Below are 24,724 nucleotides of genomic sequence, written 5' to 3'. Positions count from 1 at the left end.
GCGGAGCGTCTCGTCGCGGATCCGCAGCAGATCCGGCTCCAGCTTGCCATTGCCGAGAGCACCCGCACCTTCGCGGCGTAGCGTGGCAGCGTGGTAGCGAGCGAGCAGAACCTTGGGAAGACACTTCGGCGCCTGCGTCGGCTGGCCGACCTCACGCAGGAAGACCTTGCGGAGCGGTCCGGTGTATCCGTGGACGTGATTCGTCAGCTCGAACAGGGGCGGAAGCACTCGGCCCGCCTCCCCACGCTGCATGCCCTCGCGAACGGGCTTGGTGTGGAGCTGACCACGCTGCTAGGGGATCCTCCCGCGGTCGCCAAGACCGGTGAGGCCAACGGCCCGCGTCTTGTCGCGGTACGCCGTGCGATCATGCCGCCGCTGTGGGGGCCGCCACCACCACCGGTCAGACCGGACTTCTCCCTGGAACGTCTGCGCGAGCAGATCGCCGACGGATGGTCGCAGTACCACTCGGCGGAGTTCGACGTCGTGATGAAGGCACTTCCCGATCTGATCTCGGAGGCACGTTCCGCGTCGGTCTCCGGCACCGAGGACGACCGCAAGGCTGGATTCGCGGCCCTGGGGAAGGTGCTCCAGCTCGGTGGCCACGTCGCGATCCGCATGGGAACGACCGACCTCGCCCTGACGAGCCTGGAACGGGCCATAGACGCTGCGGGCCAGTCCTCCGACCCGCTGCTTCTACCGATGATCGTCAACTCCACGGCGTGGGCGTACCAGCGCCAAGGGCGCCTGGAAGACGCCCTGTACGTCGCCATTCATGCTGCAGACGACATGAAGGCGGCCGGCTACACCGATACCGCGGACGGGCTGAAAGTCTGGGGCGCCCTCACCATGAGCGCCGCCACCTCAGCGGCGCGGAGTCGCGACTACGACCGTGCGGCATCGATGATGGAGACGGCGGAGAAGGAAGCCGCACGCGTCTCCAAGCTCCCCGCTGGTGACGACAACCGCATGATCAGCGTCTTCAGCCCATCGTCGGTCCGTATCGAGCGCGTCCGCCTGGCCGTCCAGTACGGGCACCCCGAAGACGCCCTCGCGCTGGCCAAGGGCATGCGTTTGAGCAAGGACACGCCACCGTCATGGCGAACGTGGCTGCTGCTCGACGTAGCAAGGGCGCACACGGACATCGGGGACGCCGCCGGTGCGGTGAAGACCCTGGAGTCCCTGAAGCGCGTTGCCCCTGAGTGGGTACGCCACCACACCCTTGCGGTGGCCATCGTGCGCGACCTCTGGTCGCTGCCCAACCACCCGCCGGGACTAAGGCCGTTGGCCGAGTTCCTGGGGGTCACCGAATAGCGTCGTGAAAGTGGGACGTTGCGTCCCTGTCTCTGCCGCTGGCATGTCGAAAGCCTGGTCAAGCAAGCGTCCCCGAACCGCGCTACACGGTCCGGGGACTGCCGACCGCTCAACCAGGGAGCAACCGACATGCGGAACTTTAGCCGCACGGGACGTGCGGAAACCGTGCTCAGCAAGAGAGCGAAAGCGGAGATCGGCAGGGCGCTGGAGCGCCGTGAGGGGTTCCAGAAACAGGGTCTGCCGGTGATGGCGCAAGGCGCGTTGGACACCCGGATCACGGTCGTCGTGAAGATGAGCGTGGCCGGCTTCCTGGAGTACGCGGCGAACGAGGCCCACGGGCGGTACATGGCGCACCTGGAGGTCTGCGGGTGCCGGGCAGTCGGGATCTCCTGCAAGCGCGGTGACGAGCTGGCCAGCGACTGGCGCAACGCTCGCGAGCTGGCGGGGGTGGACGCATGAGGGCCCCCGAGCTTGGGCCGGAAGAGAAAGCCGCTCTCTGGGCCGTCGTGGAGCGGTCTGACCGTGATCTGGAAACCCACGAGATGCGGTGTGTCCCGTGTCGGACGCCCGGCGTGAGCTGCGGTACGGGCGCCAACATCGCCGCGACGAACGCGGATGCCAGGCACGCCTTGGGGCTCGAATGACGGCCACCCAAGAACTCGAAAGCCAGGAAGTGACGGCCTGGAACGCCTATCTCGATCACTCCCGGAAGTGCAGCGCCTGCGCAACGGCCTACGCGTACTGCGATATCGCCGCCGTGCTTCTCTCCGACGTCCGCGAACTCCGTGACGCGATCGGATGGGGACCCCGATGAACGCCTTTGGACGTACGGCCTGGTCTCTGTTCATCCTGACCGCGGTAGGGGCCCTCGTCGGCATTCCCGCGCTGGCCTTTACCGGCCACTTGTAGACCCCTGTCCAGAGCCCTCGTGCCTGACGGCGCTGGACAGGTCGCACCCCCAGACACGCGCTCAACGCCGCGGCTGGGGGTGCACTGCTGTCAGGTCCTGGGCGCGATCTGCAATGGGCGCGTCCGAACAACGTCGTGGCCGGCTGGAGGGGCTTTGGCCGGTGCCCTGTTCGGGTTGGGGTCGGGCATGGTCAGGGGGCCGTACGCTGGCCTGGCAACTCGGGCAGGTTGTACCCCTGCCCGGAATTTGATCGAGTGGCCCCCTGGCCTTGCCCGACGCGGGCCCCGACCCGAACAGGTGGGTAAAGCCCCGGAAGTCGGCCACCCCGGCCACAGATGTCTCCCTGTCTCGGCAGTTGCTCGATGGCCCCGCGCACCCAAGCCCTTCCCGTAGAGGCTTGTAGCGTGCGGGGCTTTTCGCATGTCTGGCATCGGTGCGCGGATGCCGCTGAGCGCTGCGGCTGGGTGTGGTGGTGCTGGGCGACGGTTCGGCGGGGCCGGTTCGGTGGCGTCGGGTGTCGCTGTGGCGCCGCGCTCGGTCTGGTTGCCTCCTGGGGCCTCGTCGGTTCGCTGATCTGGGCTGCGCGCTGAGCGGCGGGGGCCGCCGCAGTGGTGACGGAGGCATGGAGCGCGGCGGCCCCTGCCGCCAGTGCGCGCGGCCCGCGTGAGCGGGCCGCCTTGATCCAGTAAAGAAACTTTGAACAGCTCTGGCGCCGCTGCTGTTTGGTCGGTCGCCTGCGGGACGGCGTCGCCTGATTCTCGCGACAGCAACACTCCACACCCTGTACGTAGCGTTTTGCGCTGCATTGCGTGTTTCGTTCGCCGGATCGACGGAACTTGTCCACAGGGTGAGGGCCGGAAACTGGCGTGGTCGGGGCAGGCGTTGCCATTTCGTGACCCATGGTCGCCCCTGGTGGTCACCGTGATGGTCGGGGCTCTCGGGTTTTCTGGAACTCGTCGCCAGCGACTGTCACACCGGGCGCGAATTTCGCACCTGTAGCAAGTGCCCTCCCTTCCTCGGCTCTGGAAGGGGGCGTGCGCTTCGGGTGCTGTGATGGCGGCTTCAGGGTCGACCGGTTCGCGAGAAGGGATTTCAGCGTGACTCAGATCACCGCCCGTGTGGGTCACACGGAGGCTGTTTTCAGTACCTCTATGGGCGTCCTGGGAATGACGCGCGGCATTAGACCACGACATCGCCGGTTGGGAAAACCGGCGATTCTCCGGACTCTTGAATGCCGGCCCCGAAGCTCTCGCGGTCGGTTGAGGAATGGAGAGGTGGTGCCCGTGAGGCGGGACTCGATGGCGGCCGAGTGGCGCCCCTGGCGGGAATCGCCCAACTCGCCTCCCCTGGGACGGGATCGTGCCTGGCGGCTTGCCGGGTCTGCGGGCCAGAGTTGCGGCATGAGCAGGATGCGCGGGCGGTTTCGAGGCGGCGGCACTCACGCGAAGGGCAGTGACTTCGGTCACGTGAATTCAGCGGGAGCGGGTCCCACCGTGTCCCAACGGGTCCCATCGTGTGTCGGCGCGTGTCGTCCTGTCCGGCTCCTCGAAATCGCTCATCTGCGGAATGCAAATCGGTGCCGCAGTATGGGAGTTCGGGAGGCAGGTCCGCCGGTGGCCGAGGTCCTGGGCTTGCCCGGTGCTGGTGTCCGGTGTGCCGAGGGAAATGGGCAAGCCGCGAAACCGGATGGGCAAGCCCTGGGTAAGCCTTTTTCCCGTGATTCGGCGCTTAGGTGGGTGCGGACGGCATGACGGCACGACATGAACGGGGAACGATGGCAGGCCACGAGAGCGGTATACGAAAGGCGGGTGCCACGGACTTGGCCGTGGTGTCCTCGCTGGTCCGGGAAATCACAGCGATGGTCGCGCGGATGAATCGTGAAGCGGAGGTGATGCGGGCGGCGTTGGAACAGCTTAGGGCTGCGAACCCTGCCCACGCTCAGCCTTCAACGCCTCCATTTCTCTCCGCAGTTCCTGATGCTGGGCACTCAGGTGCCGGACCTCGTCCCGAAGCGCGGTGAGTGCTTTGATGAGGTCCGCACTGACGGCAGCTTCGGTATCGGCGTGAACGATCGTCCCCTCTGCCCCGGCCTCGCGCTCCGCTGCCTCCTGCTGCAATTGCCACCAGACGGGCGGGGTGTAATCGATGGTGAACTCGCCCGTCTGCTCAGCGGGTTCGGCTTCGGTGCGGTCGGTGACGTAGCTGCCCCGGCCGTGGATCGTGTAGATCAGCCCTTCGTCCCTCAGGACGTCCAGCGCGTTACGGATGGTCATGCTGGCGAGGTGGAAGCGCTCTGTCAGCAGACGCACGGGCGGCATCTGTTCGCCCGGTTTGATGCGGCCCTGGAGGATGTCGCGCCGCAGCTCGTCGGCGGCGTGCTGATAAGGCGGCCGGCGGTCGTGCCTGCTCTCTGGGGCGTGACTCATACCTCCAGAGTAGCGATCCCTAGCCCCCCTAGCACACCGGACTGACATAGCTGTCCTATCAGGCATGATTGCTAGCTCACCCTCATCACTTGACTTTGCTAGGTCTTATAGGTTCTATAGATGTCAGCCCGCCATCGTGGCGGGACCAAACCGAAGGGAAGTGCCACTCATGGCGCGTATTCGTGTGGGTCTGCTGGAGTCCTCGACGTTCATGGTCGGGACGCTGCCGGTGCCCAAGTACACCGATCAGGAGAAGACGACGTTCGCCACCGACCGGGAGACCAGTCAGAAGCTCTACACGGTGACCGTCTTCCTGATGGAAGAAGACCGCGCGGAAGCCCTGAAGATCACCGTTCCGGCGGGCGGTTTGCCGGACGGTCTCAAGCCCGGTGTCCCGGTGCGTCCGGTGGAACTGTTCGCCACCCCGTGGGCCCGGATCTTCAACGGGTCGCTCTCGGACGGTGTCGCCTACCGGGCTGCGGCGCTCGAACTCGTGATCCCCGTGGCGGCTGAGCCGGGCAAGAAGGCTGCCGCGTGAGCGGGAAACCCTTCCGGCTCTGGGGTGAGCGCGTCTACCCGATGCCTCACCCCGGACCGGACCCCCGGATCACCGAATGCCTGGTGAACTCCGTCGCCGGCGTGCTCGTTGCGCACGGCTACCCGCCGCTGTCGGTCCCCAGTGACTGGGCGGCCCTCGAAACGGCCCTGGTCCGCTACCTCTACCAGCCACCGAAGGAGAAGCAATGAACGTGCAGGAGGTGTACGGCTACGCCCCCCTGATGGTGGGGGCGGGCCTGGCCCTGGTCGGTGTGTGGGCGGTGTGGTGGGTCGTGCGCTACGTGCGGGCTGACTCGATGATGCGGGCCAGTATCCGGCAGGCGGTGCGGGTGCGGTGGACGTGGAAGCGGTTCGCACAGATGGCCGGTCTGGCGGTCACGGACAGGATGCCTACCGCTCTGGCCGAGCTGTCGAACACGGAGGGCAAGCCGATCAAACCGCGCGTCCTGGTCCCGGTATTGAAGGTGACACCGGACCGGTTCGGGGTCGTCGCGCGGGCAAACTGCCTGCCGAGGGTGTCTCTGGAGGAGTTCCAGAAAGCCGCCCCGTACATAGCGGACGCATGGCGGTGTACGCGGGTGTCGGTCCTTCCCGATGGACCCGGCCACGTGCTCATTCGGGGTGTGCGGCTCGATCCGCTGATCACGCCGACCCGGCGGGTGCCTACCGGGCGTGCGCCTGTCCGGCTGGCGGCCTGGGATCTGGGGGTGGACGAGTACGGACAGAGCGTGGAGGTGAGCCTGTCCCAGGTTCCGGGTGTGACCGTGGCCGGCCTGCCCGGCTTCGGCAAAACCAGCCTGATCAACGGGCTTGTCTGTGACTGGGCGCCTTCGCCTGCGATGCAGTTCGTCGGCTTCGACGGGAAGGTGTCCGCCGCGTATCAGGGGGACTACGCGGACCTGGTCAAGCGCATGTTCGCCTTCGTCGGTGACGACCTGGAAGACGCCAACGCCCTGTTCCAACGGCTGGTCAATCTGCGGGAAACCCGCCACACGGCCGTTAAGGCCCAACTCGGGGTGAAGGACATGTGGGCGGTCGGCCCGTCCGCAGCGTGGCCGCTCGTCGTGGTGATCATCGATGAGGCGCACACCTACTTCCGTGACCACCGGGGCAGCGACCCCAAGACGAAGAAGCTCGCGGCGCTGGCGGCGGAGAACGCCCGGCTCGTTGAGGACCTGGTGAAGAAGGGCCGCTCGGTGGGCATCCTGACCGTCCTCGCCACACAGAAGTCCACGGGCGATGCCATCCCCACCTTCATCCGTGACGTCTGTCCGGTCGGCCTGTCGTTCGCGCAGAAGACAGCAGAGGCAGCGGTGGCCGCACTGGGCGAAGACATCCGCAATTGGGACGACGCCAATCCGATCAACCTCCAGGACCCCGCCTATGTCGGCGTCGCGTCTATGAGCCACCAGTCCCGCCCCGGCTTCGCCCGCATCCGCACCCCGTACGTGACCGATGCCGATTCGGCCCGCATCGCCGCGGCAACCGCCCACCTCACCCGCGACCCGATGGAACTCCTGCGTACGCACGGCGGGCTGACCCTGTCCAAAACCATCGACCATCCCGGAGACAGACCCAAGGCGGCCTGAGCCGAACTCGCCCGCACACAAGCGGACTTGAAAGGAGGTGAAACCCTGTGGTTGAGGACCGGATCACTCAGCGCGTCGTGACCGTGGTCATGGTCGTCATCGCCGCTCTGGCGTTCGTCTTCTCCTTCGGCAACGTCTGGTCACTGGCCCTGCGTCTCGGCGTGCCCGCCCCGATTGCTCCGCTGATCGCCCCCATGGTGGACCTGTCAGTGGTCGGGCTCCTGGTCGCTCTGCGCTACCTCTCCCTGCGCGGCGTCCCCGCCGAACAGATGCGCTCCGCCACCCGCCTCATGCACGTCTCCGGACTGCTGACGCTGGCTCTCAACATCGCCGGGCCCCTCGCCCTCGGACACTACGGCCGCGCCGCCGTGGACGCGGTCGCCCCACTGCTGCTCCTCGGCTGGGGCACGGTCGGCCCGCAACTCCTGCGCCATTTCCATGCCGTCGCGCAACCCTCGGAGCCCGCCCCCGTCCCACCAACGACGCGCGGACGGCTGCCTGTTGGTGAAACCGAACACCGTGAAGAGGAACCGAGTGCCACGGCTTCGCCACCGGCCACCGCACCGGCGCCGCCCACGGCCCCGGCCGTGCCAGCAGTGAACGTGCCCGGCCCGCTGCTGGCCGAAGCACGCTCCATCGCCGCCACGCACCTGGCCGAACACGGTGAACCGATCACCGTCGTCCAGCTCAAGCGGCGACTCGGCACCGGCCTGCCCATGGCCACCGCCCTCCACACGGCCCTGTCGGCCTGACCTCTCCGCCGGCCTTCCGGCACACCACCCAACCCCGCCCATCAGGGCTCAGTCCGTCATGCCGCCGGGCAGCGATCGGCCTCACCCACCTCTGCCCGGCGGCCCCCTACACCTGCGCCAGAAGGGATATCCCGCACCATGACCCGCCCCCCGGACCTGCGCCACGTGATCAGCCCCTCCGTCCGGGACCTGATCGAGCTGGCCCACCTCGACAACTTCGATCGCGTCACCGAACAGGTCCGCAACCTGCGCGGCTGCACCCGCCCCATCAACCTCGTCGGCTGGACCACCACCACCGACCGCACCACCCAAAGCGTCCTGCGGTCCTACTCCACCGACAGCGAACCCACGGGGCGACTGCTGACCGCGTGCGGTAACCGCCGCTCCTCACGCTGCCCGGCCTGCTCCCGCCTCTACGCCGCCGACACCTACCACCTGATCAAAGCCGGGCTCTCCGGCGGCAAGACCGTGCCCGACACCGTCCGCACCCACCCCCGCGTCTTCGTCACCCTCACTGCCCCCTCCTTCGGCCCCGTCCACAACCAGCCCACCACCCAAGCGGGAAATCCCCGCCGCTGCCGCTGCGGCACCCACCACACCGACGATGACCCCACGATCGGCACCCCGCTCAACCCCACCACCTACGACTACACCGGCGCCGTGCTGTGGAACGCGCACGCCGGAGCCCTCTGGGCACGCTTCACCACCTACCTCCGCCGCACCCTCGCCGCCGAACTCGGCATGACGCAGAAGGCGTTGAGGGCCGCGCTGCGTGTCTCCTTCGCCAAAGTCGCCGAGTACCAGGAACGCGGCCTGGTCCACTTCCACGCCGTGGTCCGCTTCGACGGACCCGAAGGACACACAAGCCCACCCCCCGCCTGGGCCACCCCCGACGCACTCATCAGCGCCGTTCACGACGCTGCGAAGCGTTCCGTCCTCACCGTGGAATCCGATGCGATCGGGGAGCGCACGATCGAGTGGGGGGAGAGGGTCGACGTACGGGAGATCACCGCGCTCGGTGACGGCGAACTCACTGATCACAAGGTCGCGGCATACATCGCCAAGTACTCAACCAAGAGCGCCGACAAATCCGGAACCGTCGACCGCACGCTGATCTGCCACCCCTGCGCCGGACGGGGCTACCAGCGCGGCCCCGACGGCTACCGCGACCTGTGCGCCGACTGCGACGGCACCGGACAAGCCGAACCCCTGCGGGACCTGCGCGTACAGCAGCACGTACGCCAGATGATCCGCACCGCCTGGGACCTCGGCCACCTGCCGGAATTCGCCCACCTCAAGCTCTGGAAATGGGCCCACATGCTCGGATTCCGCGGCCACTTCTCCACCAAATCCCGCACCTACTCCACCACCCTCGGCGCACTCCGAGACGTACGTCGCACCTGGCGCACCGCCCAAGCCGAACAAGCCCGCACCCGCGCCGGCCTCCCCAACCCCGACGAGAACACCACCCTCGTCACCGACTCCTCATGGGCCTACCTCGCCACCGGCTATCGCCCCGGCGAAGAACTCCTCGCCGCCCAAGCCCGTCACGACACCGCCCAGTCACACGAACAGGCCCAACGCGCCAAGACAGAGGGAGAGATCTGGCAATGACCGTGCTCAACGTGGATCAGGTCGCTGACCGCCTCGGGATCAGCCGCTGGAAGGTGTACGACCTGATCCGCTCTCGCGAACTCCCCTCCTTCAAGGTCGGCCGCTGTCGCCGTATCAGCGAGTCGGCCGTGCACGACTACATATCCCTCCGCACCGAACAGGAGGCCGCGTGATGGCCAAGAAGAACGCGAACGGGCAGGGCACCATCTACCAGCGGCGGGACGGCCGTTGGGAGGGGACGGCCTTCGTGCTGGCTACTGACAGCACATTCAAGCGGCGGAGTGTCTACGGCAAGACCTGGGACGACGCTCACGAGAAGCTGACGAAACTCAAGGCCGACTCCCAGAGCGGCCTTCCCGTTGCTACGAGCAAGATGGCGTTGTCCGAGTTCCTGGCCTACTGGCTGGCGAATGTCGCTCGTCCGAAGGTCCGCAGAACCACCTACGTGAACTACGAATCACTGGTGCGGAACTACGTCACGGCCGAGTTCGGAAAGAAGAAGATCACTCGACTGACGGCGCGCGACATCCGGGCCTTCCTCGTCAAAACGGCGGCCACCTGCCAGTGCTGCGCACAGGGCAAGGACAAGGCCCGGCCCGAGAGTAAGCGGCGGTGCTGCGCCCTCGGGAAGTGCTGCAACAAGCTGCCCTCGGACCGGACCGTGCGTTTCCTCCTGGTGCTCCTGCGCGCAGCACTCCAACACGCCGTACGTGAAGACGAACTGCCGCGCAACGTGGCCCGGAATGTGGAGCTGAGCATGGGAAACAGGCGAGAGATCGAACCGCTGTCCTCGACGGAGGGGCGGCAACTCCTGGCAGCTGCTCGGGACAACCGGCTATGGGCCGCGTACGAACTGGCCGTCCGCATCGGTCTGCGGCGGGGCGAGCTGTTGGGGCTGCGCTGGTCCGACCTGGGTCTGTACGAGGGGGTCCTCACTGTCCGGCAGGCACTTCAGCGTGTCGGCGGGGAGTTGCTGTTCGTCGCTCCCAAGACTCAGCGTTCCGCCCGGCGGGTAGCTCTGCCTGCCGAGTGCGTGACGGCGCTCCGCGCTCAGCGTGCCCAACAGCTCGCGGACAAGAAGGCGGCCGGAGAAAAATGGAAGGGCGAGGGGCACGGCCTTGTCTTCACCACGAAGAACGGAACGCCCATCGAGCCGCGCAACCTGAACCGCTCCTTCGAAACGCTCTGTGGCCGCGCCGGGGTCCGAAAGGTCCGCTTCCACGACCTGCGCCATACGTGCGCGTCGCTCCTCCATGAGCAGGGAGCCGATGCCCGCATGATCATGGAAGTCCTCGGACACAGCTCGATCCGGGTCACCATGGACATCTACACGTTCGTCCGGCTCGACTCGCAGCGCTCCGCCTTCGACCGCGTGGGCGACGCACTTCGGGGTGACGGCAACGGACGGGACGATGACGACGGCCCCGCCGGCACTCCGGTGGCCATCTGATCACCGCGCCGGAGCGGTTGCCGTCAACCACTGCCGTCAAGGCACACACCAGAGGCCCCATCGATTCCTCGATGGGGCCTCTGGCCTGCTGTGCACTCGGCAGGATTCGAACCTGCAACCTTCTGATCCGTAGTCAGATGCTCTATCCGTTAAGCTACGAGTGCTTGTCATGCTGGGCTTTTTGGGGCCCTCTGCGTTGCGAGAACAACATTACATGACCTGCGGCGTCACGTGAAATCCATTAGCCGCACCCCGCCTGAGCTGCGGAGACGTCATGAAACGGCGGGCTGAACGGCCGAAGCCCCGGCCTGGTGGACGGGGCTTCGGTGATCGATGCGCGGAGGCGGAGGGATTTGAACCCTCGATGGGCTTTAAGACCCAAACCGCATTAGCAGTGCGGCGCCATAGACCGGACTAGGCGACGCCTCCAGCACACCCGCGCGGGCGCGGATGGTGCGTGTCAGATGATGACACAGCCGAGCGTGGTGTCACCAATCGCCGCCCACGGTACTAGGCGGGAAGCCCGCAGGGCAAAGCACTTCCTCGCGCCCCCGGTCCGGGCGCAACGACTGGGCCGCGCGCGCGTTAGTGATGCCGGGCGCGCACCGTCGGGCCCTTCGGAATCGTCTGCCGTCAGGAGTTCCCGTGTCGCGTCGTTTCTCCCTCACCGCCACCGGCGTGTTCGCCGGCTCGCTCGCCGCCCTGGGTGCCTTCGCGCCCACCGCTGCCGCAGTCGGCCCGTTCGACCTCGCGCCGCTGCCGCTCCACTCGCTCTTCCAGGAGCAGGAGCCGGACCGGCTCACCGTGACCGTCGTCGACACCAACATCACCCGCGCGGACGGTACGTACGAACTGCGCTGCGGACCCTCCGGCGGTACGCACCCCGAAGCCGCCTCCGCCTGTGCGCGGCTGGACGAGCTGGCCGCCGAGGACAAGAACCCGTTCGCGCCGGTGCCCGATGGCCAGATGTGCACCATGCAGATGGGCGGGCCCGCCACCGCGCGGGTCACCGGGACGTGGCACGGCCGGAGCGTCGACGCGACGTTCAGCCGTAAGAACGGCTGCGAGATCTCCCGCTGGCAGAACCTCGTCCCCGTGCTCCCCGCCGCCCGGGGCTGAGCCACACGTAGCCCACAGCCGGCCACACGCAGCCGCACGTGGGGGCGTGCGGGGCAGGTGGGGGCGGGTGGGGGAGCGCGGGGACGGCGTACGTACCGGGTCCGCACACAACCTTGGTGAGAGCTCCCCCTCATCCGCCGCCCCGCCCCGCCCCCCAGCCCTTAGACTCCCTCCAGTGACAGGCTGAGACTCCGAGGGGCAAGATGGGACCGGCCGTCCGCAAGGTGCAGTGGGTCAGGGAGGAAGCGTCGTCGTGAGCAGCAGGCCATCCCGAGGCGCTGCTCGCCTCGCGGCGATACTTGACGCGCTTCCCGACGGACTGGTGCTCGTCAACAGCAACGGCACCGTCGTCAACGCGAACACCATCGCCCTCGAAACCTTCGAAACCCCTGGTACGGCCCTGGTCGGGCGCGGTCTGCTCGATCTGCTGCCGCAGTTCGACCCGCGTCTGATCCCCGGCTCGATGCGCCGCCCCGAGGCCTCCGACGAGCGGGGCCGTACGAAGCCGACCCGGATGATCGCGCGCCGTACGGACGGCAGCGAGTTCCCGGTCGAGGTCACCAGCGCCAATCTGGAGGACGGCCGGCAGGCCTACAACGATCTGCACAACTACACCGGTGACGAGCTGCTCATGCTCGTCGTCCGCGACCTCTCGGGGACCGTCGACACCGAGGCGGAGCTGGCGCGTTCGCAGCGCCAGACCGAGATGATCCTGCGGGCAGCCGCCGAGGGCGTGGTCGGTACGGACACCGACGGCCGCGTCGTCCTCGTCAACCCCGCCGCCGCGCAGATCCTCGGCTTCCGGGCCAGCGATCTGGGCGGCCAGGAGCTGCACCCGCTGATCCTGCACTCGCGCGCGGACGGGGAGCCGTTCCCGTACGAGGACTCGCCCCTCGCCGACACCCTCAAGTCGGGGCGCAAGCACCGGGTGCGCGGGCAGGTGCTGTGGGCGAAGAACGGCAGGCAGGTACCGGTCGACCTGACCACCGCGCCCGTACGGGACGGGGAGCAGCTCGTCGGCGCGGTGATGACGTTCACCGACCGGCGTCCGTACGAGGAACTGGTCGAGGCGCACGCGACCGAGGCCAGCGAGACGGCCGAGCGGCACGCGGCGGAGCTCGCGGAGACGATCGAGCGCCATACGGCCGAACTCGAAGAGGCCGTCGAGCGGCACACCGCCGAACTCGCCGACCGCAGCGACCGCTACGCCGCCGAGATCGAAGAGCTCGCGGAGCGGTACGACAACACGGCCCGCCGGCACCACCAGCTGACCGCGGTCCTCGGCGGCGCGCTGCGCGGTCCGCTGGAGGAGCTGCGCGGTGAGCTGTCGACGCTCGCCGCCGACCCGGCAGGGCAACTGTGGCCCGAGGCCAACCAGATGCTGCACCACCTGTCCGCCGGGTACGCGCGGATGACGACGCTGGTGGACAACGTCCTCGGCTATCAGCGGCTCGACGAGGGCCTGGACCGGCTGAACAAGGTCAAGGTGCTGCTCGACGGGGTCGTGGCGGCCGGGGTCGAGGGCGCGGTCGAGCTGATCGGTCCGGGCCGGGCGCAGTTCGCCGTGCACGCCCCCCCGATCGAGGCGGAGGTCGACCCGGTACGGCTCGCGACGGCGCTCGCGCATCTCACGGCGGACGTGGCCGGGGTCGATTCCACCGGGCGTACGCGGGTGGTGCCGGGCGGCGGTTACGTCGACTCCACGATCGTGGTGGCGGCGGCGCAGCGCGGGGATGTCGTACGGATCGAGGTACGCGGGCCGTTCGCGGGCGGCGATCCGGTGCACGAGCCGATCGTGCGCGGGATCGTACGGGCGCACGGCGGGGTGTTGCAGACGCACGAGATGCCGGGCATGGGCGGCAGCGCGTACGTGCTCGAAGTGCCCCTGGGGGAGGGGTCGGGGACATATCACCCGCCCGCGCCCGAGGAGAGCCAGGCACCGGCGCAGCCGGTACAGCCCGTGCAGCAGGAGCCGGCGCCCGGGTCGACGGGTGGCTCCGGGCGGCCCGGCGGTGGGCGGCGCCGGGCGCGGCGGGCTTCGACGGACGCGTTCCTCGGGGCTCCGGGCGAGGAGCCCGGCGAGCCGACGGGGCGGCGCAGGGCGCGTACGGATGCGGCCCCGGGCACGGACGCGCAGCCGGTGCCCGTACCGGCTCAAGGCTCCGGTGAGAGCACTGGCGGGGGCGGCGCTCCCGGTGGTGGGGGTACGGGCCGCAGGCGCGGCCGGCCCAGCCCGGCGGAGAGCGCGGCCGGGGCCGTACCGGGCGCGGAACTCGCGGTGTCGGCCCGGCCGGCTCCGCCCGCCCCCCCCGCCCTGCCGGCCGCCGCTTCCGAGGGGTCGGTCGTGACCGCCGCCGAGGGGGCGCATCCGAACGGGCGCGCCGCCTTGGGCCAGGCCGTTCCGCCGCAGGGCGTACCGCACGGCGCACAGCAGGAGGCCGCGGCTGCCGGTACGGGGCGCCGTGCGCGGCACAGCGGCCAGAGCGCCCTCCCGGCCCTGCCCTCCGGCCCGTCGCCGGTGCCTGCGCCTGCGCCGGCCCCGGAGCAGGCGCTCCAACAAGCACCGCGGCAGGCACCGCCGCAGACCCCGCGACCCGTTCCGGCACAGCAGCAGGCGGCGGCGCACCCCGTGCCCGCCCAGCAGCAACCGGCCGTCCGTCGTCCCCGGCGTGCGCTGGCTGCCACACAACAGCGGCCCGAGCCCGCGCCGGCGCCCGCCGGCGAGGTCCCGCCCGCGCGCGCACAGTTCGCGCTCCCCCCGGCCGAGGCCGACCGCACTCCCGACGCCTCGCTGCCGGGCCGCCACGACGCCGTGGGGGCGGACCCGCGCGCGGACCACACACCGCTGAAGCCCCATCCCGTCGCGGCCCAGACCTCCCAGCCGGGGCGGCGGCCCGGGGGGCTCACGGACGCCCCCGCGAGCCCCAACGACCCGCGCAGGACGGACCCGCGTACGAAGGACCCGCGCCGGGCGCTCGCGCCGGAGCCCGGCGACAACGGCGCGCCGCCCGCGGACCCCAACAGCTGGGCGCCCGCGATGCCGACCGCATCGGGCGTCGGCGTGATGCCGGGCGCGCCCGGCCCGGCGGCACCCGGCCAGGGCGCTCCCGGTGAACCCTCGTGGCCCGTCCCCGGAGCCGTACCGCCGCCCGAGCAGCACACGCACCCGCACCCGGACGACGACACCGACGGCACGGCCGGCCCGGCCGACACCGCAGGCACCACAGGCCCCGTCGGCACCACAGGCCCGGCAGACACCGACGGCACGGGCAACGGGACCGGCGGAAGCAACACCGCCGCCGCCCACCAAGACCCCCGCGCCGCCCAGCCGTTGCCCCTCGCCCAGCCCCTGCCCGAGGAGGAGCCGATGCCGGCCGACTCCACACAGGGGCGGGCGTACAGCGTCCGTACGCTCGGCCAGGGCGTGCCCTTCTCGCAGCAGATCACCAAGCAGCAGAACCAGAGCCTCGGTTCCGGCCGCCGCCGCAGGCTCTCCTCCCCGCACGACCCCGACGACACCGGCGCCGGTGCCTCCGGCCCCTCCCACGGCGGTCAGGGCGGACCCCTCGCCCACGGCCCGCACTCCGAGGGCCGCGCCTACGCCATAGGAGCTCCGGACGAGGGCGCCGAAGGCCCGCAGCCGCTCGACGGTCCCGGCGGCGCGGTCGAGGTCGCCAACCGCCCCCAACCCCGGCCCGTCGACGACGAACTGCCCCCCGAGCCGCTGGACAACCCGCGCCGGCTGCTGGTCTGGCCCGCCCCCGACGTCTCCACCCAGCAGGCCCTGAGCGACCGCGGCTACCGCCCGGTGATCGTCCACTCCCGCGAGGAGGTCGACGCGCAGATCGCGGCCTTCCCGGCGGCGCTGTTCGTGGACCCGCTGACCGGCCCGATCACCCGCACCGCGCTCCAGTCGCTGCGCCAGGCCGCGGTCGCCGCCGAGGTCCCGGTGCTGGTGACCGCCGGGCTCGGGCAGGCGACGCGCGAGGCGGCGTACGGGGCCGACCCCGCCGTACTCCTCAAGGCGCTGGCGCCGCGCGACAGTGAACAGCACCCGCCGCGCGTGCTGTTGATAGAGGAGAGCGAGGAGATCGCGCTCGCGCTGACCGCGACGCTGGAGCGCCGTGGCATGCAGGTGGCGCGCGCCGGGACGGACAGCGAGGCGGTGACGCTCGCGGGCCAGATGCGGCCGAATCTGGTGGTGATGGACCTGATGCAGGTACGGCGCCGGCGCGCGGGCATCATCGACTGGCTGCGCGCGAACGGCCAGTTGAACCGTACGCCGCTGGTCGTCTACACCTCCACGAGCATCGACCGCGACGAACTGCCGCAGCTCTCCGCCGGGGAGACCGTACTGTTCCTCGCGGAGCGGTCCACGAGCGAGGACGTGCAGGCGCGGATCGTGGAACTGCTCGCGAAGATCGGTACCAACTGACCCTTCGGACAAGGCCAGTTGGCATCCGTGAAGTGCCGCCGGACAGGACCTACACCTCGGTGACGTCCAGTTCCCCGTCCGCGTACCGCTTGCGGATCACCTTCTTGTCGAACTTCCCGACGCTCGTCTTCGGCACCGACTCCACCGCCGACCACCGCTCCGGCAACTGCCACTTGGCGACCGTCCCGGCGAGGAACGCCTTCAGCGAGGTGAAGTCGGCGCTCGCGCCCTCCTTCAACACCACTGTCGCCAGCGGCCGTTCACCCCACTTCTCGTCGGGTACGGCGACGACGGCGGCCTCGGCGACATCCGGATGCGCCATCAACTCGTTCTCCAGCGCCACGCTGGAGATCCACTCGCCGCCGGACTTGATGACGTCCTTCGCGCGGTCGGTGAGGGTGAGATAGCCGTCGGGGCTGATGACGCCGACGTCGCCCGTCTTCAGCCAGCCGTCCTCACTGAACTTGTCCTCGGGCCTGAGCGGTTCGGCGCCGGCGCCGCCGTAGTAGGAGGCCGCGATCCAGGGCCCGCGTACCTCAAGCTCACCGGCCGACTCGTTGTCCCACGGCAGCGTGTCACCGCCTGGACCGGTCAGCCGCGCCTCGACGCCGACGGGGAATCGGCCCTGGGTGATGCGGTACGGCCACTCCTCCTCGGCGGTCAGACCGGCGGGCGGGTTGGACGTCGTGCCGAGCGGCGAGGTCTCCGTCATGCCCCAGGCGTGGCAGAGCCGTACGCCGAGCTTGTCGTACGCCTCCATCAGTGCGGGCGGACAGGCGGCCCCGCCGATGGTGACCCGGAGCATGGAGGTCAGATCGCGCGGCTTGTCGAGGACCTCGGCCAGCAGCCCCTGCCAGATCGTCGGCACGGCGGCGGCGTGCGAGGGCTTCTCGCTCTCGATCATGTCGGCGAGCGGGGCGGGCTGGAGGAAGCGGTCGGGCATCAGCATGCCGACGCCGGTCATGAAGGTGGCGTGCGGCAGGCCCCAGGCGTTCACATGGAACTGCGGTACGACGATGAGCGTCGTGTCCTTGTCCGTCAGCCCCATCGACTCGGCCAGGTTGATCTGCATCGAGTGCAGATAGATCGAACGGTGCGAGTAGACGACGCCCTTCGGCTCACCGGTGGTGCCGGAGGTGTAGCACATGGCGGCGGCGGTGCGTTCGTCCAGTTCGGGCCAGTCGTACGTGGTGGGCCGGCCGGCGATCAGGTCCTCGTACTCGTGCACCTGGACGGCGCTGCCGGCGGCTTCCGTCAGCGGGCCCCGGTCGCCGGGGCCTGACACGACGACGTGCTCGACGGTCGTCAGATGGGGAAGGAGCGGCGCGAGGAGCGGCAGCAGGGAACCGTTCACCAGGACGACCCGGTCGGCGGCGTGCCGGACGATCCAGACCAACTGCTCAGGAGGCAGGCGCAGATTGAGCGTGTGGAGGACGGCCCCCATGGAGGGGATCGCGAAGTATGCCTCGACATGTTCGGAGTTGTTCCACATCAAAGTGGCGACCCGGTCGTCGCCCGTGACGCCGAGTTCGTCGCGCAGGGCGCCGGCGAGCTGTGCCGCGCGTTCACCGATCTCGGCGAAACTGCGGCGCCGCGGCTCACTCTCCCCGGTCCAGGTGGTGACCTGCGACTTCGCGTGGATGGTCATCCCGTGGCGCAGGATGCGGGTCACAGTCAGCGGTACGTCCTGCATGGTGCTCAGCACGGCGTCCTCCCGGTGGGCGCCGTCGGCCAGGCGACAGCGGCGCGATGTGGCAGAAAGGCTTGCGGAGATTCTGCGCACATACCGATCGGTATGTCACTACCCGGGAGTACGAAATACTCGGAGCGGAGACACTCGGAGCGGAGACACTCGGTACGGAACGGGGCTGTACGCGACGGGGCGCCCGACGCGACATCCCCTGCGGATGCCGGAGTTACGGAAGTCGCGGGTCAGCGGACGGGCGTCAGCTCCGGATCCTCGCGCAGCTTTCCGAGCGCACGCGACACCGCGCTCTTCACCGTGCCGACGGAGACCCCGAGCACCTCGGCGGTCTGGACCTCGCTCAGGTCCTCGTAGTAACGGAGCACCACCATCGCGCGCTGCCTGTCGGGCAGTTTCATCACCGCGCGCCACATCGCGTCGTGCAGCACCTGCTCGTCGGCCGGGTCGGGCGCGGGCAGACCGGCCGGCTCGGGCAGCTCCTCGCAGGCGAATTCGTCGACCTTGCGCTTGCGCCACTGCGATGTACGGGTGTTGACGAGGGCCCGGCGGACATAGCCGTCGAGGGCGCGGTGGTCCTCGATCCGGTCCCAGGCGACGTACGTCTTGGTGAGAGCGGTCTGCAGCAAGTCCTCGGCATCGCTCGGATTCGCGGTGAGCGAGCGCGCGGTACGCAGCAGCACGGGCCCCCGCGCCCGTACGTACGACGAGAAGGACTTGTAGGCCGTGTGAGGGTGCGACTGCTGATGCGCGTGCGACTGCTGCGCATGGGCGTGGGCGGGTGGGTGCGAGTTCGGGAGATACGGCGAATACGAGGCGGCCTTCGAGGCGCTCGTGCAGACAGGCGTGGTCATGGCTCCACGCTAGGAGCGGGCCCTTCTCAGGGGATCGGCCCCAGGTCCCGAAGGTACGTCCGCCTCAGGGAGTAGAGGTGGTGCCGGCCACACCTCCTGTAGATGGAGGAGGGGATCACTCTCGTCAGGGTCGGCCCCGGCGGCAGGGGGTCGCTGTTGATCTACGGCGGTGTGTGGCGGGGTGGCCCTGAGGCCTTGTGCCCACTGACTCCGCAGGTGGGCGCGGTGCGGGCCGCGCACGCGAGGGCGGGGGTGTCGGAGCCGTACACCTTGGTGATGAGGGAGAGACGTGCCGCGGCGTGTCGTACCGGGGGACGGGACGTACTACCAGGGTTGTCGGGCGGGGGTACGGCGGGGGCCGGAGGCGGCGGGGGCAGCGGGGCAGCGGGGCGATGGCGGCGGGGGTGGCGGCGGGGGTGGCGCGGCGGCGAGGGCCTGGCCGAGGGGGAAAACGAGGACGGTCCGCACGGCGGCACCGAAGTGCCGTCGCGCAGACCGCCGCTCACCCCTCAGTCAGGCCCCCCGCCGGGCCGCGCGCTAGAAGAGATCGAAGAAGTTCACCGCGACGTTCTCGTTGGACTGGTCGATCACGGTGAATCCGGACCCGTTCACGTTGGCGGTGTTGTTCTGGTTCGACGCACCCGCGCCGGTCGCCGTCTGCTGTGTGGTCGTCGAGTTGCCGGAGTTGTCGTCGCCCACACCACTGCCGACGATCGTGGCCACGCTGGCGTTCGATCCGTCGTCCGCGAAGTCGTCGGCGGACGCCGAGCCGGTGAACAGCGCCGCGGCGAGGGGCAGGGCGGCGACGGCGGCGAAGACGCGGGCGGTACGGAAGCTTGCCATGTCAGTTCCTCCAGGAACGAGATCTTCTGAGCGAGAAGTACGGCTTTTGCCAGGGCAGTTGGCCGACCGCCCCGACGTTGTTCTCGACGTCGCGGATCAAGAATTGCCCACCGAATCCCCGGCGAACCAGCCCTCAGCGGGTTATTCCCTCGCAAGCGTAAGGACATGTCGATAAACCCCCTTCATGACATCAACAGGCCAGTTCGGTCTGTATGCACCCGTACGGAACGCGTCAGGAGCCAGTGCCCGCAAGGGGGGAAGCGTTTCAGCACAGTTTCGGCCAATCTTTCCCACTCCCTTTATTCGAACAACAGTGCGAACATGGACGCATGGCCATCACCGCCCCGCACTCGACCACCCTGGCCCTCGCGTACGCGCTCTCAGCAGCCGAAAGCGGGTTCCCCGTCATCCCGCTGTCCCCCAGCAAGCTCCCCGCCCTGCGCTCACCCCATCGGGACCGGCCCGGTTCCGGGGCCAACCCCTGCCGCGGTGAGTGCGGCCTCCCAGGTCACGGCGTGCACGACGCCACGACCGACCCGGCCGCCGTACGGGCGCTGTTCGCCGCCGCGCCCTGGGCGACGGGTTACGGCATCGCCTGCGGACGGGCGCCGCACCATCTCGTCGGCATCGACCTGGACGTCACGCCGACGGGGGTGGGTGCTGGATCTGGTGCGGGTTCGGGCGCGGGTTCGGGCGCGGGTTCGGGCGTCGGCGTCGATGCCACGCCGGACTCGGTGGCCGCGCTCCAACAGCTCGCCTTCCAGCATCTGTTCACGCTGCCCGAGACCGTCGTTGTGCTCACCCCGAGCGGCGGCCGGCACATCTGGCTGTCCGGCCCCGCCGGAGTCACGGTCCCCAACTCGGCGGGCCGCCTCGCGCCCGGCATCGACGTACGGGGCGCGGGCGGCTATCTCGTCGGGCCGGGCTCCGTCTCCGCCCGCGGCGCGTACCGGCTGGCCCCCGGCTCGGCTGGACTCACCCCCGCGCCCTGCCCACGCGCCCTCCTGCGCCTGCTCACGCCCCCCGAGCGCGCTCGCCACGCGGGGCCGGGCGGACGGCGGGGCCGCCCGGCGCAGGGCCACGGCCTGGTGCAGTTCGTCCTCGCCGCGCACGCGGGCCAGCGCAACACCCGGCTGTTCTGGGCGGCTTGCCGGGCGTACGAGCACGGCTTCGGCGAGGCCCTCGCGGAGTCGCTGGTCGACGCGGCCGTACGAACGGGCCTCACCGAACACGAGGCGCGCGCGACGATCGCCTCGGCGTCACGCCTGACGGCGGGGCCCGCGTAACTCCCCGCGTAGCGGCCCGCGTACGACGGTGGTTACCGCACGTCGATGGTCAACGTCGCCTTGTTGTTGGACTTGTCGGTGTCGTAGACCGGGTCGATGTCGTAGTTCGACGTGGCCTTGACCTCACCGGACGTATCGGCCCACCGCCCCTTGTCGATCCTCAGGACGATGGCGAACGCCTCGATCTCACCGACCTCCAGGGTGTAGTCGTCCTCCTGGCAGACGTACTTCGGGTGCCCCGGCTCCGAGGGCCCGGTCGGCCCGTCGATCCCGAACGGCTTGCACTCCTCGGGGACTTCGACGGCCGTCGTGCCCTTGGGGATGTTCACGAGGAGCGCGGGATGGTCGTCGCTCTCGTTGTTCTGGATCCAGCCCGGTCCGTCGTTGCGGATCGCGGGCGTGACAACGACCTTGGTGCCGGGCTTCCCCGCGGCCTCGTCCCCCGTCGCCACGAGATCGGCCGAACTGTCCGTGTCCAGCGCGAGCCGGCGGTGGGCCTCGTCGTAACCCTCGCCCGGGGCCCCGCCGGTACGGTCCGTGCCGTACTCGACGACCTCCATCAGCGCGTTCTTCAGCACCTTGTACGTCACCGGCACCGTGTGGCTCTCGCCGGGCGCGATGCCGACGTCCAGCTCGCACAGCGCCTGCTTGATCCTGTCCCCGACCGTCGAGTACGTGCAGCCGTCGACCGGCTCGGTGAAGGCCAGCCCACGCGTGAGCCGCAGCCGGAAGGTGACACCATCGGTGGCGGCGGTGCCGTTGTTGGTGAGGGTGACGGAGTCGCGCCGGATCTCGCCGGGCCTGAGCTGATTCCCCGACAGCTCAGACACGGCGAGATCCGGCGCGACGGTCTCAGTAGCTGTTGTCGTTCCGGTCTTGAGGGGTGAGTGTCGAACGGGAGTCTCGATCGGGTGATCGCTGCTGGCTGCGGGCATGAAGGCAGGGCCTCTTGGTAGCTCGGGTTACGAAGCCAACCGAGATCCAGGAGACCCTGTTGCCGCAGTTGTACGCGCTCGCGCCGGTGGAGTTCAACTCGGCTGCACCGACGTGTGATTGCGTCGCTCACCGGTTCGGAAACGCGGCCGATCACCCGGAGTGTGTTCGGCGGTATCCCTCGGACATGACGGGCGCGGAGTGGGCCGCGGTTCGGCCGCTGCTGCCGGTGCCCGGCTGGCTGCGCGGCCGGGGCGGGCAGCCTGAGGCGTACTGCCACCGGGCGATACTGGACGCGGTCCGCTACCTGGTCGACAACGGCATCAAGTGGCGGGCGATGCCTGCCGACTTCCCGCCGTGGGACCGGGTCTATGCGTTCTTCCGCCGCTGGCGCGACCACGCCCTGGTCAAGGAGTTCCACGACCGGCTGCGATCGAGGATCCGCGAGGGGGAGGGGCGCGACACGGAGCCGACGGCCGGCGTGATCGACTCGCAGTGCGTCAAGGCGGACTCCGTCGTCGGCTCGGACAGCCGTGGCTTCGACGGCGGCAAGCTGGTCAACGGACGTAAGCGGCACGTCGTGGTCGACACACTCGGTCTGCTGCTGGGGGTGATGGTCACCGCCGCGGACACCGGCGACCGCGCCGCCGCACAGGTCCTGCTCGGGCAGGTGGCCGACGCGCACCACCGGCTGACCCTGGTCTGGGCGGACGGCGGCTACACCGGCCCCCTCGTCGAGTACTGCCTGGCCAGGCTCGCCCTGGTCCTGGCGATCGTCAAACGCAGCGACGACCAGAAGGGGTTCGTGGTGCTGCCCAAGCGGTGGATCGTCGAGCGCCTCTTCGCCCACCTCATGCGCACCCGCCGCCTGGCACGCGACTTCGAGCGCCGCACCACCAGCGCCGAGGCGATGATCTACTGGTCGATGATCCTGCTCATGACCCGCCGCCTCGCCCGGCCACGCCCGCAGCCAGCGTGAACCGGCCCGGCGCGGGCTCGGCCAGCCAACCGCGCGCGACCAGGCGTTTCATCTTCGACCGCAGTGCCTCCACTCGCGCCGGCACTACGTCCATGCCGAACGCTGCGGCCATCTCCTGGCAGGTCAGCGGCCCTTGATGGAGCCGGTCCCGGCCCGAGAGCGCCTGCAGAATGCGCTGGTAGTCCACCGACACCACCGACCAGGCCAGCCCCTGGCGCCACACCGGCACCTGCGACTTCGGCTTCGCCGCCTCCCGGGGCGCCGGCTTCATGTCCGAGTCCTGCGGATCCGGGGTGATCTCCGTGTCCGCGGTGCTGCCGCCATCCGGAGCCAGCACCGTATCGACCCGCCTGCGAGCGATCACCCACTCCTGCCACGCCAACTCGGCCGCAGCCAGCTCGGCCTGGATACGGTCGGCCTCCCCACGCAGCCCGTCGACTCGACGACGGGCAGCCAGCTCGTGCTGTTCCAACAGTCCGACCACCGACGGCATCCGCGACCTCCCAGGGAACGACAACCCGATAGGCCACCACTCCCACCGAACCACCGATCCCATGCCCGACCAGCGGAAACGCATCGATCACGTCCGGAAAGACAACAGCTTCTTAGTCTCCACAGACATGCTGATGATGCGGCGCACTTGGCCAGGGGCCACCGTGCTGGTGGCCCCTGGCCGAGCCCAATGAGCAAAGGCCCGAATAGCAGGGCAGTCCGGAGAAGGCACAAACCTTGTAAAGATCAGTGTGCCCACGCGCAGTCAGAGCCAGGGGCACGCTTTTCAACTGTGGTGGTCGCCCTGGGGCCGTCGAACAGCGCCGTTCATCTGCGTTCATGTGCGGCCGGTCATGAGAGCGGCCTTCAGCTTTGGCCTCGCCTGAACGCCGGTGAACGGGGCTGAATGAGACGGAAACTGAGACGGCAGCGTGCCCCTGCTTCACGGCCTGAGCTGGTTGTGTTGAGGATCGAAGCAGACCAGCCCCGTGGAGTCGGCGAAGGCCGCCGCATAGGCGGAGGCTTCGTCGGCCCTGCTCCATTGCATCGGGAAGTAGATGAGCGGGCCGCTGGCCTCTTTGATCAACGGTCCCGTCGACCAAGGCGAGGTCTCGTGCACGTCCTCGGTCAGGTCACACCACCGCTCCAGAAGCGCGGCGGCGTAGGCGGCAATCCGCTCGGTCGGCGGGTGCTTCACTTCCGTGTCGAGGTAGCGGTCGTAGAGGTCCCTGAATGTCCGCACGGCCGCTCTGTCGTCCGCCGGACGCTCGCCTTCCCACACTGCCAAGTCGTAGCTCATGCCCGGAGGTTCTCATGCGGCACGGACAGGCCGGCGTGGGCCATCAGCTTGAGAAGCTGAGGTGATCTATGGGCGATCGTTCAGCTGACCTGCGGAGGACTGGTCTCCATGCATGGATGAGTGCCACCTTGCTGCCCGGGGTTCCCCGATGTGTCTGGCACGGATCTGGCACATGAGCTGTGGCCTGCCTCAAGACGCGTCCATGCTGCCGCGCCAGGCCGCGTGCGCCGCAAGGGTCGCGAAGTGTGCTCCTATTAGCCAGTCCGATATTGATCTCCTGGCTAAGCTGCGGAAGGTTAGGAATGATGTCGTTCATGGCCGCGCCCCTCGCGAGCCCGAAAAATATGAGGCAGATCAGGGCGTAGCTATTCTTTCGCGAATCTTGGTGTACACGGTGCATAGGCTGCGCGGGGGTGGCGGCGATTGGGTAGGCGAGCGGGAATAATGACTCCTTATGTTCGCATCAGAGGTCGGTGGAGCTGCTTTGGAGTGAGTGATAGTGGCCCCGTAAGCTTCCGGCGCGTCGGGCAGTCTGTGAACCTGCCCGATAAAGCACGACATTGGGGCCAAGATCTTCGAGGTTCGCCCCAAAGTGGCTGCGTAAAGCCGCGGAGCCGACCGCCCCAGCCACGGCGTACCCCTTCTACGGTCAAGGCGGCTCGCTCCGCTCCC

21 protein-coding genes and 2 tRNA genes are annotated in these 24,724 nt (G+C 69.2%); 14 read left to right on the top strand and 9 right to left on the bottom strand.

The features are described from left to right. Positions 1–90 precede the first annotated feature (90 nt). From ACFWV8_RS33560 to ACFWV8_RS33550, 3 genes are all read left to right on the top strand, one after another. Positions 91–1,311, top strand: coding sequence for a helix-turn-helix domain-containing protein (locus tag ACFWV8_RS33560; RefSeq protein ID WP_384213144.1), 1,221 nt, complete (start codon positions 91–93; stop codon positions 1,309–1,311). Between the two features lie 165 nt (positions 1,312–1,476). After that, on the top strand, positions 1,477–1,770 hold the full coding sequence (locus tag ACFWV8_RS33555) for a hypothetical protein (protein WP_384213142.1): 294 nt from the start codon (positions 1,477–1,479) through the stop codon (positions 1,768–1,770). A gap of 181 nt (positions 1,771–1,951) precedes the next feature. Next, positions 1,952–2,125 (top strand): hypothetical protein, encoded by a 174-nt coding sequence (locus tag ACFWV8_RS33550; RefSeq protein WP_384213139.1) that lies wholly within the window; start codon positions 1,952–1,954, stop codon positions 2,123–2,125. Between the two features lie 2,009 nt (positions 2,126–4,134). Here ACFWV8_RS33550 and ACFWV8_RS33545 read toward each other — a convergent pair. After that, complete coding sequence (locus ACFWV8_RS33545) at positions 4,135–4,647, bottom strand: SCO5717 family growth-regulating ATPase (protein ID WP_384213135.1); 513 nt, start codon at positions 4,645–4,647, stop codon at positions 4,135–4,137. Between the two features lie 169 nt (positions 4,648–4,816). Here ACFWV8_RS33545 and ACFWV8_RS33540 point away from each other — a divergent pair, with 169 nt between their 5' ends. From ACFWV8_RS33540 to ACFWV8_RS33510, 7 genes are all read left to right on the top strand, one after another. Next, positions 4,817–5,185 carry a hypothetical protein gene (locus ACFWV8_RS33540; protein WP_384213128.1) on the top strand — a complete coding sequence of 123 codons (369 nt, stop codon included), beginning with the start codon at positions 4,817–4,819 and terminating at the stop codon, positions 5,183–5,185. Beyond that, the gene (locus ACFWV8_RS33535; RefSeq protein WP_384213123.1) at positions 5,182–5,394 is read left to right on the top strand and encodes a hypothetical protein; all 213 of its coding nucleotides are present in this window, start codon (positions 5,182–5,184) and stop codon (positions 5,392–5,394) included. The genes ACFWV8_RS33540 and ACFWV8_RS33535 overlap by 4 nt, the downstream gene beginning before the upstream one ends. Continuing rightward, positions 5,391–6,794: a cell division protein FtsK gene (locus tag ACFWV8_RS33530; RefSeq protein ID WP_384213120.1), complete on the top strand. Its 1,404-nt coding sequence runs from the start codon at positions 5,391–5,393 to the stop codon at positions 6,792–6,794. The genes ACFWV8_RS33535 and ACFWV8_RS33530 overlap by 4 nt, the downstream gene beginning before the upstream one ends. A gap of 47 nt (positions 6,795–6,841) precedes the next feature. Beyond that, a complete protein-coding gene (locus tag ACFWV8_RS33525) occupies positions 6,842–7,546 on the top strand; it encodes a DUF2637 domain-containing protein (protein WP_384213116.1) in 705 nt (234 codons plus the stop codon). A 138-nt stretch (positions 7,547–7,684) separates the two neighbouring features. Beyond that, complete coding sequence (locus ACFWV8_RS33520) at positions 7,685–9,160, top strand: replication initiator (protein ID WP_384213113.1); 1,476 nt, start codon at positions 7,685–7,687, stop codon at positions 9,158–9,160. After that, a complete protein-coding gene (locus tag ACFWV8_RS33515; protein WP_384213106.1) occupies positions 9,157–9,333 on the top strand; it encodes a helix-turn-helix domain-containing protein in 177 nt (58 codons plus the stop codon). Before ACFWV8_RS33520 ends, ACFWV8_RS33515 begins: the two co-directional genes overlap by 4 nt. Continuing rightward, the gene (locus tag ACFWV8_RS33510; RefSeq protein ID WP_384213098.1) at positions 9,333–10,610 is read left to right on the top strand and encodes a tyrosine-type recombinase/integrase; all 1,278 of its coding nucleotides are present in this window, start codon (positions 9,333–9,335) and stop codon (positions 10,608–10,610) included. The genes ACFWV8_RS33515 and ACFWV8_RS33510 overlap by 1 nt, the downstream gene beginning before the upstream one ends. A gap of 91 nt (positions 10,611–10,701) precedes the next feature. Here the strand turns inward: ACFWV8_RS33510 and ACFWV8_RS33505 are convergent. Then, positions 10,702–10,774 (bottom strand) — tRNA-Arg (locus ACFWV8_RS33505). 174 nt (positions 10,775–10,948) lie between these two features. Further along, a tRNA-Ser gene (locus tag ACFWV8_RS33500) sits at positions 10,949–11,039 on the bottom strand. A 216-nt stretch (positions 11,040–11,255) separates the two neighbouring features. Here ACFWV8_RS33500 and ACFWV8_RS33495 point away from each other — a divergent pair. Both ACFWV8_RS33495 and ACFWV8_RS33490 read left to right on the top strand, forming a co-directional pair. After that, positions 11,256–11,729, top strand: coding sequence for an SSI family serine proteinase inhibitor (locus ACFWV8_RS33495; RefSeq protein ID WP_384213091.1), 474 nt, complete (start codon positions 11,256–11,258; stop codon positions 11,727–11,729). Between the two features lie 253 nt (positions 11,730–11,982). Further along, complete coding sequence (locus ACFWV8_RS33490) at positions 11,983–16,164, top strand: PAS domain-containing protein (RefSeq protein WP_384213087.1); 4,182 nt, start codon at positions 11,983–11,985, stop codon at positions 16,162–16,164. Between the two features lie 49 nt (positions 16,165–16,213). Here the strand turns inward: ACFWV8_RS33490 and ACFWV8_RS33485 are convergent, their stop codons facing one another. The 3 genes from ACFWV8_RS33485 to ACFWV8_RS33475 form a co-directional block, all read right to left on the bottom strand. Further along, entirely contained in the window at positions 16,214–17,869 is a 1,656-nt protein-coding gene (locus tag ACFWV8_RS33485) for a long-chain fatty acid--CoA ligase (RefSeq protein ID WP_384213079.1), read from the bottom strand. 227 nt (positions 17,870–18,096) lie between these two features. Then, positions 18,097–18,720, bottom strand: coding sequence for a SigE family RNA polymerase sigma factor (locus ACFWV8_RS33480; protein WP_384213076.1), 624 nt, complete (start codon positions 18,718–18,720; stop codon positions 18,097–18,099). Positions 18,721–19,257: 537 nt separating this feature from the next. Then, complete coding sequence (locus tag ACFWV8_RS33475) at positions 19,258–19,563, bottom strand: hypothetical protein (protein ID WP_384213073.1); 306 nt, start codon at positions 19,561–19,563, stop codon at positions 19,258–19,260. Between the two features lie 329 nt (positions 19,564–19,892). Between ACFWV8_RS33475 and ACFWV8_RS33470 the strand changes: the two genes are divergently transcribed. Next, positions 19,893–20,849, top strand: coding sequence for a bifunctional DNA primase/polymerase (locus ACFWV8_RS33470; RefSeq protein ID WP_384213070.1), 957 nt, complete (start codon positions 19,893–19,895; stop codon positions 20,847–20,849). Positions 20,850–20,881: 32 nt separating this feature from the next. On the opposite strand, the gene ACFWV8_RS33465 is transcribed toward ACFWV8_RS33470, so the two are convergent. Further along, positions 20,882–21,679, bottom strand: a complete 798-nt coding sequence (locus ACFWV8_RS33465; RefSeq protein WP_384213068.1) for a hypothetical protein — start codon at positions 21,677–21,679, stop codon at positions 20,882–20,884. A 290-nt stretch (positions 21,680–21,969) separates the two neighbouring features. Here ACFWV8_RS33465 and ACFWV8_RS33460 point away from each other — a divergent pair, with 290 nt between their 5' ends. Further along, on the top strand, positions 21,970–22,761 hold the full coding sequence (locus ACFWV8_RS33460) for an IS5 family transposase (RefSeq protein WP_384213065.1): 792 nt from the start codon (positions 21,970–21,972) through the stop codon (positions 22,759–22,761). On the opposite strand, the gene ACFWV8_RS33455 is transcribed toward ACFWV8_RS33460, so the two are convergent. Next, entirely contained in the window at positions 22,718–23,254 is a 537-nt protein-coding gene (locus ACFWV8_RS33455; protein WP_384213062.1) for a hypothetical protein, read from the bottom strand. The genes ACFWV8_RS33460 and ACFWV8_RS33455 overlap by 44 nt on opposite strands. A 441-nt stretch (positions 23,255–23,695) precedes the next feature. Next, positions 23,696–24,052, bottom strand: a complete 357-nt coding sequence (locus ACFWV8_RS33450; protein WP_384213059.1) for a hypothetical protein — start codon at positions 24,050–24,052, stop codon at positions 23,696–23,698. Between the last annotated feature and the right edge of the window lie 672 nt (positions 24,053–24,724).

The organism is Streptomyces sp. NPDC058665 (genome assembly GCF_042714995.1).
Classification (GTDB): domain Bacteria; phylum Actinomycetota; class Actinomycetes; order Streptomycetales; family Streptomycetaceae; genus Streptomyces.
This window is presented reverse-complemented; position numbering and strand designations above follow the sequence as displayed.